Genomic DNA, 6328 nt, shown 5'->3' with positions numbered 1-6328 from the left:
CCTCAAGGTTTATACCTTAAGAGTTAAAGGGTAACTCTCCGGCTCAAGAGTACCCCTTTAACTTTTATCCCAGCACCCTGTTTTAGACCTGGTCGATCGGCTTGATCATGATCGTTTCCACGTCCATGTGCGCCGGTCGGCCCGCGATCCAACGCACCGTCTCGCCGATGTCCTCCGCCACCAGGTTCTGCACGCCCTCGTAGACCTCGTCCGCGCGGGCCTGATCCCCCTTGAAGCGGTTCAGTGAGAAATCGGTGGCAACGCGACCCGGATCCAGCTGGCAAACACGGATACCGTCCTCGGCGAACTCCATGCGCATCACATCCGTCAGGGCGGTCTCCCCGAACTTCGCCGCGTTATAGCCCGCCCCGTTCCGGTACGCTCCCCGCCCGGCCATGGAGACCACGTTGATCACCTGTGGTGCCTGCCCGGCCTTGAGCTGCTCGTACAGCGCGCGGGTGACCTGCAGGGTGCCCATCACATTGGCTTCGAACATCCAGCGCCAGTCCGCCGGGTCGGTCTCCACGATGGGTTCCAGGCCGCGCGCCCCGCCCGCGTTGTTGACCAGCAGATCGACGCTGCCGAATTCCGCGGCGAGCTGTTCGGCCACCGCGTCGATGGAGTCCTGGTCGGTGACGTCGAGGACGATGACGGTGGCCTGGCCGCCGGCGTCCTGAATTCGGGCCTGTACCTCCCGGAGGCGGTCCTCGCGGCGGGCGGTGAGAACGACGTGCCAGCCGTCGGCGGCGAGTGCTTCTGCGGCGGCTGCCCCGATGCCTGCGGAGGCCCCGGTGACGACAGCGGTGCGGGTGTTTTCTGTGGTGTTAGTCATGCCCCTCAGGCTAGTCGGCACCGCAGACGCGCGCGCCGATTCGCCGACGGGGTCCTAGTCCCGGTCGCTACGCACGGGTTCCGGCCGTGCCGCGACCACCGTGGCCGGGCCCTGCACCGCGCCAATAGCCACGGCCACAATCAGCATGACCACGGCAGCGCCAACGTAGAGCGCCAGCGGCGCCCACCCCGAATCGACCAGGTAGCCGACCACGAGCGGACCCATGATCGCACCGATGCGCCCCACGCCCAGCGCCATACCCACACCGGTACTGCGCAGGTGGAAGGGGTAGGACTGCGGGGTGATCGTGTACATGCCGGTCACGCAGCCGTTGAGCAGCATGCCCACGGCCACGCCCAGCGCCAGCATGAGCACCGGGAAGTCCGTGCTGAGGATGAAGGCAACCAGGACCCAGCCCGCCGTGAGGGAGAAGATCACCAGCGTTGTGCGGGTGCTCAGTCGGGTGGTCAGCACGCCGAAGAGCACGGAGCCCACCGTGCCGCCCAGCGCGAGCATGATCCCTCCCAGCGCGCTGAGCTGCTCGCTCAGGCCCACCTCGGTGAGCAGCTTCGGGGTCCACTGGTTCGCGAAGTTGAAGCCGAAGTTGACCAGTGCGAAGCCCAGCCACAGCAGCAGGGTGTTGCGCAGCAGCTCCGGGCCCAGCAGGTCGCGGGCGCGGCCGCGCTCTGCAGCCGAGGGAACCGCGACGGTCACCCGCTGCTGTTCATCCGCGTCAGCCGGCACCTTGCCCATGCGCCGGGCCAGACGCTGGAGGGCGGCGTCGTCCCCGCGAGCGGCGAGGGTCTCCGGAGTCTCCGGAATGAAGAAGAGCACGGCGAGCAGGGCGACCGTCGTCAGGACTGCGCCAGCGAAAAACACGATGCGCCAGCCATGATCCGGGATGAAGGTGGAGGCAATCGTGCCGCACAGGGAGGCACCCAGGCCATAGCCCGCGGCGTAGATCGCCATCGCCAGGCCGCGGAAGCGCAGGTTGGAGAACTCGGAGGTCAGCACGGTCACGCAGGCGAGCACGCCACCCACGCCGATGCCGGTGATCACGCGGTACACGAAGAGCTCCGGCACGCTGCTGCTGAACCCGGTAGCGATCAGCCCTGCCAGGGTGATCAGCAGGGAAATCACGATCAGGCGCTTTCGGCCGAAGCGGTCGGCCAGCGGGGCCAGCGCGACCGCGCCCACCCCCACGCCGATCAGTGCGGAGGCCAGCAGCCAGCCGAGGGTGGAGCCGCTGAGATCGAATTCCTCCGTGACTGCGTTCGCGGAAAAAGCCATCGCGACCAGGTCATAGCCGTCCAGGGCGTTGACGAAGGCGGCGACCGCGATGATGAGCCACTGATAACCGGACATCCGGGTGTTATCGATGAGCTGGCGCAGATCCATCAATAATCCTTAAATTCTGCGTAGCCCCGCCGGTCAGGGGCGTGAAACTACGTATCCAAAGAGCTGGCAATAAACCTAGCCATTGGGGCGGACAGAAAGAATTTCAGCTCTTAGAATTCGCACAATCTGTTCGATCTCTGCCTCCTTCAGGGGTGAAGGCAGGGTGAAACGCAGGGCGGACTGCGTCAACTCCTGGCTATAACCCATCGCCAGCAACACCGGGGAGGGCTCGGATTGGCCCGCGCGACAGGCTGACCCGGAGCTCACCGCGAAGCCCGCGGTGTCCAGCGCCACCAGCAGGGACTCGCCGCTGACGCCCTCGACAACGAAGGAGGCGTGGTTCGGCAGCCGCTCGGTAGGGTGCCCAGTCAGCGCCGCGCCCGGCACGTCCGCGAGCACAGCCTCGATCAGTGCGTCGCGGGAGGCCATGAGTTCCACGGCGCGGGTGCCGATCACCGCACGGGTGGCGGCGACGGCGGCGGCGAAGCCCGCGGCCCCGGCGATATTGCTGGTGCCCGCGCGCCGGCCGTTTTCCTGCTCCCCGCCGTGGATGACGGGCTCCAGGGCGATATCCCTGGGTAGGAGCAGCGCGCCCATGCCCTGCGGTCCGCCGAATTTATGGGAGGCCACCGCCGCGCTGGTTATCCCGACGCCGGGCCAGCCCCCGTCCGCGAAGCTGACCGGCAGACCGGCGGCGGCCTGGACAGCATCGATATGCAGGGAAATTCCCAGTTCGCGGGCGGTGGCGCTGAGGTTTTCAATGCTGCTCACGCTGCCGACCTCCGCGTTGGCCAGGCCCACGGCGACTAGCGTGGTGTCCGCGGTGAGGAACTCCCGGGCAGCGCTATCGAGGACGCGGCCGGCACCATCGACGGGCAGGTAGTCCACGGTGAAGCCGTGGATGCGCCGCAGGAAGTCCACGCTGGCGAGCACGGAGGAGTGCTCCGCCTTCGTGGTCACGACCCGCCGCCCGCGTGGATTGGCGAGCGCGCGTCCGATGATGCCGAGGTTGTTCGCCTCCGTCCCGCCGGCGGTGAAGATCACGCCGTCTTTAGGGACGCCGAAGGCCCGCGCCACCGTCCTGCGTGCGTGGTCGAGCTCCCGGTCCGCGCGGTGCCCGGCGCTGTGCACGCTGGCGGCATTACCCGGACCTGCGTCCCACACCCGGTTCATCGCCTCCCGGGCGGCAGGGTGGAGCGGTGCGGTGGCGGCGGCGTCGAGGTAGCGGGACATTAGGCCTGGTCCTGCGTGCTCTGGGCTGCTGGCTCCAGAGCGTCGAGACCCAAGTCGAGGGAGCCCGCGGAGTGGGTGAGCTTGCCAACGGAGATGACGTCCACGCCGGTGGCGGCGAGCTCCGCGACCGTCTCCAGGCTGACGTTGCCGCTGGCCTCGGTGGCGGCACGGCCGTCGATCAGGGCAACGGCCTCTGCGAGCTCGGCGGGGCCGAAGTTATCCAGCATGATGCTGTCCACCCCGGCGGCCAAGACTGGCTCGATCTGGTCCATGCGGTCGACCTCCACCTCGATGTGGGTGGTGTGGCCGACCCGGCTGCGGACGACGCGCAGGGCCTCGGTGATCGACCCCTCCCCGAGGCTCGCGGTGACTGCCGCGAGGTGATTGTCCTTGACCATCACGGCGTCCGAGAGCCCGTAGCGGTGGTTATGTCCGCCGCCGACGCGCACGGAGTGCTTCTCGAATGCCCGCAGGCCAGGGGTGGTTTTCCGGGTATCGACGATGCGGGCTTTCGTCCCAGCCACGGCGTCGACGTAGCGGGCGGTCAGGGTTGCGATTGCGCACATGCGCTGCGCGAAGTTCAGGGCGATGCGCTCGGCGGTGAGGACACCTCGGGCCGGCCCCTCGATGACCGCGAGCTGCTGGCCCGCGGTGAAGCGGGTGCCCTCGGCAGCCAGTTCGGTGACGGTGATCGCCGGGTCGGTGAGCTGGAAGGCGGCGCGGACGACCTGCCCGCCGGCGAAGACCCCGTCCTCGCGGGCGGTCAGCGCGGTGCGGAGGCGGGCGTCGGCGGGGATGGTCGCCTCGGAGGTGAGGTCTCCCCAGGGGGCATCCTCGGCGAGGGCGGCGCGGACGGCGGTGGTGATGGTGTCTTGGGTGAGCATGGGGCCTTTCGGGTTCTTCTGCGGGGTTGTTGTCACGGGGCTTGTTCTTGTTGCGCGGTGTTAGCTGATCGCTACGCTGTGTGAGCTGGTCACGGCTCTTATCTGGGCATCACGTTTCGGCGGGGAGAAGCCGCAGGAAGCGGGAGCTGGCCTGGCCCGGGTCTGTGTGGGGATAGTCTCGGCGGCGGTGCGCTCCCCGGGATTCGGTTCGGGCCTCCGCCGCGGTGGCCACGAGCTGCCCGACGGTGGCGATGGCGCCGGGGATCTCCGCGAGTCTCTCCCGGGCCTGCCGGATGCCCTTACCGGTTCTTTCGACGTCCAGCCCCTTGCCCACGGCGTCCCGCGCAGCGGAGTCACCCTGTGCGGCGACGGCGTCCTGCCCGGCGGCGTCTTGCCCGGCGCCTTCCGGCGGCGAGAGCTCGACGTCCAGCACGCGGCCCTCGGCGGTCGCGGTCGCCAGCCCGGTGGGTTGCTGCCCCCGGTCGCCGGGGACCTGTGCGGCGGCGTCCTTGCCCGCTGCGGCGGCGAAGACCAGCGCCTCGAGCAGGGAGTTGGATGCCAGACGGTTCGCCCCGTGCACGCCGGTTCGGGCGGCCTCGCCAGCGGCGTAGAGGCCGGGCACGCTGGTGCGGCCATGCAGGTCAGTGGCGATTCCGCCCATGCAGTAGTGCGCTGCCGGAGCGACCGGCACGAGCTCGTGGCGCCAGTCGATGCCTTGGGAGGCGAGCATCGCGGTGATGCCCGGGAACTCCTCGGTCAGCTGCGGGATGTGGCGGGCATCCAGCCACACGTTCTCGGTATGTTCGTGCAGCGCACGGCACACCCCGGTGGCGACGACGTCGCGGGGCGCGAGCTCCGCACGGGGGTCGACGTCGGCGAGGAAGCGCTGGCCCGCATCGTCGAGCAGCACTCCCCCGGCCCCGCGCACCGCCTCGGAGATGAGGAAGTTCGTACCCGCCAGGACGGTGGGGTGGAACTGCACAAACTCCATATCCGCCAGCACCGCCCCGGCGCGGGCCGCCGCGAGGATCCCAGCACCCGTGCACACCCCACCGCTGGTGGAGCGGGGGAAGATACCGCTGTACCCGCCGGTGGCGACGATGGTCGCATCCGCGCGGAGGTCTACCGTTTCCCCCGCGCGGCGCACCCGGGCGCCCGTGACCACGCCGTCGGTTGTGAGCAGTTCGTGCAGCTCGCAGCCAGAGTGCTGGGTGATCCCACCACCCTGCGAGCCACGGCCGCGTTCGCCCGTCTTCGCCTCAATTTGCTTTGCGACCTTTTCCGCGAGAAAGGCGTGCAGCGCCGCGCCGGTGCGATCACCCCACGCATGGACGATCCGCTCCGCGCTATGCGCCGCCTCCAGCGCCAGCGCGGGTGTGCCATCCGGCAGCAGGTCGGCAGGGAAACCGGCCACGAGCAGGCGGCGCACCGCCACCGCGCCCTCGGCGGCCAAAAACTCGACCGCCCGGGCCTCCTCGGTGCCCGGCGCGACCAGCCCCGCCCCCGCGGCCAGGGTGTCCGCCACGTGCGTGGCCACGCTATCGGCCGGGTCGATCGCGGCAGCGATCCCGCCCTGCGCGAGCTGCGTGGCACCCCGGCTGGCGGCGATGCTGTCACCCGGATAGATCAGGGCTACCTCGGCGCCGGCGGCGGCCGCGGTGAGGGCGGCGACCATGCCGGCCACCCCGGAGCCTAGAACGTTGACCTGCGGCATCAGTGAGGCTTCGCAGCCAGCATGCGCTCGAGGGCGACCTCGGCGTGCTCGGCGACGGACTCGTCCACGGTGATCTGGTTGACCACCTTGCCGTCCACCAGGGATTCCAGCGCATAGGCCAGGTAGGCCGGGTGGATGCGGTACATCGTGGAGCACGGGCAGACCACCGGGTCCAGGCAGAAGATGGTGCGGTCCGGGTACTGCTGGGCCAGTCGGTTGACCATGTTGATCTCGGTGCCGATGGCGATCACATCGCCCGGCTTGGAG

General features: G+C 69.2%; 6 protein-coding genes. All 6 read right to left on the bottom strand.

Annotation, left to right across the window (positions count from 1 at the left end; all coding sequences use genetic code 11):
- Nucleotides 1-82 precede the first annotated feature (82 nt).
- Nucleotides 83-832, bottom strand: coding sequence for an SDR family oxidoreductase (locus Q1V78_RS01935; protein ID WP_148792331.1), 750 nt, complete (start codon nt 830-832; stop codon nt 83-85).
- A gap of 54 nt (nt 833-886) precedes the next feature.
- Nucleotides 887-2230, bottom strand: a complete 1344-nt coding sequence (locus Q1V78_RS01930) for an MFS transporter (protein WP_300611035.1) — start codon at nt 2228-2230, stop codon at nt 887-889.
- A 75-nt stretch (nt 2231-2305) separates the two neighbouring features.
- Entirely contained in the window at nt 2306-3463 is a 1158-nt protein-coding gene (locus tag Q1V78_RS01925) for a cysteine desulfurase family protein (RefSeq protein WP_300611033.1), read from the bottom strand.
- Nucleotides 3463-4347, bottom strand: coding sequence for a carboxylating nicotinate-nucleotide diphosphorylase (gene nadC / locus Q1V78_RS01920; protein WP_300611039.1), 885 nt, complete (start codon nt 4345-4347; stop codon nt 3463-3465). The genes Q1V78_RS01925 and nadC overlap by 1 nt, the downstream gene beginning before the upstream one ends.
- Nucleotides 4348-4456: 109 nt before the next feature.
- Nucleotides 4457-6061 carry an FAD-binding protein gene (locus Q1V78_RS01915; RefSeq protein ID WP_300611031.1) on the bottom strand — a complete coding sequence of 535 codons (1605 nt, stop codon included), beginning with the start codon at nt 6059-6061 and terminating at the stop codon, nt 4457-4459.
- Nucleotides 6061-6328, bottom strand: a 268-nt coding sequence (gene nadA / locus Q1V78_RS01910; RefSeq protein ID WP_300611029.1) for a quinolinate synthase NadA, incomplete at its 5' end; no start/stop codon positions are given. The genes Q1V78_RS01915 and nadA, both read right to left, overlap by 1 nt.

It is taken from the genome of Corynebacterium sp. (assembly GCF_030152825.1).
In the GTDB taxonomy this organism is placed as follows: Bacteria; Actinomycetota; Actinomycetes; order Mycobacteriales; family Mycobacteriaceae; genus Corynebacterium.
Note: the sequence above shows the minus strand (reverse complement) of the source record. Positions and strands in the feature narration are given on the sequence as shown.

What these genes read in the sequence shown, in the direction of transcription:
- Q1V78_RS01935 (WP_148792331.1), bottom strand. Translation starts at nt 832, where the DNA reads ATGACTAACACCACAGAAAACACCCGCACCGCTGTCGTCACCGGGGCC.
- Q1V78_RS01930 (WP_300611035.1), bottom strand. Translation starts at nt 2,230, where the DNA reads ATGGATCTGCGCCAGCTCATCGATAACACCCGGATGTCCGGTTATCAG.
- Q1V78_RS01925 (WP_300611033.1), bottom strand. Translation starts at nt 3,463, where the DNA reads ATGTCCCGCTACCTCGACGCCGCCGCCACCGCACCGCTCCACCCTGCC.
- nadC (WP_300611039.1), bottom strand. Translation starts at nt 4,347, where the DNA reads ATGCTCACCCAAGACACCATCACCACCGCCGTCCGCGCCGCCCTCGCC.
- Q1V78_RS01915 (WP_300611031.1), bottom strand. Translation starts at nt 6,061, where the DNA reads ATGCCGCAGGTCAACGTTCTAGGCTCCGGGGTGGCCGGCATGGTCGCC.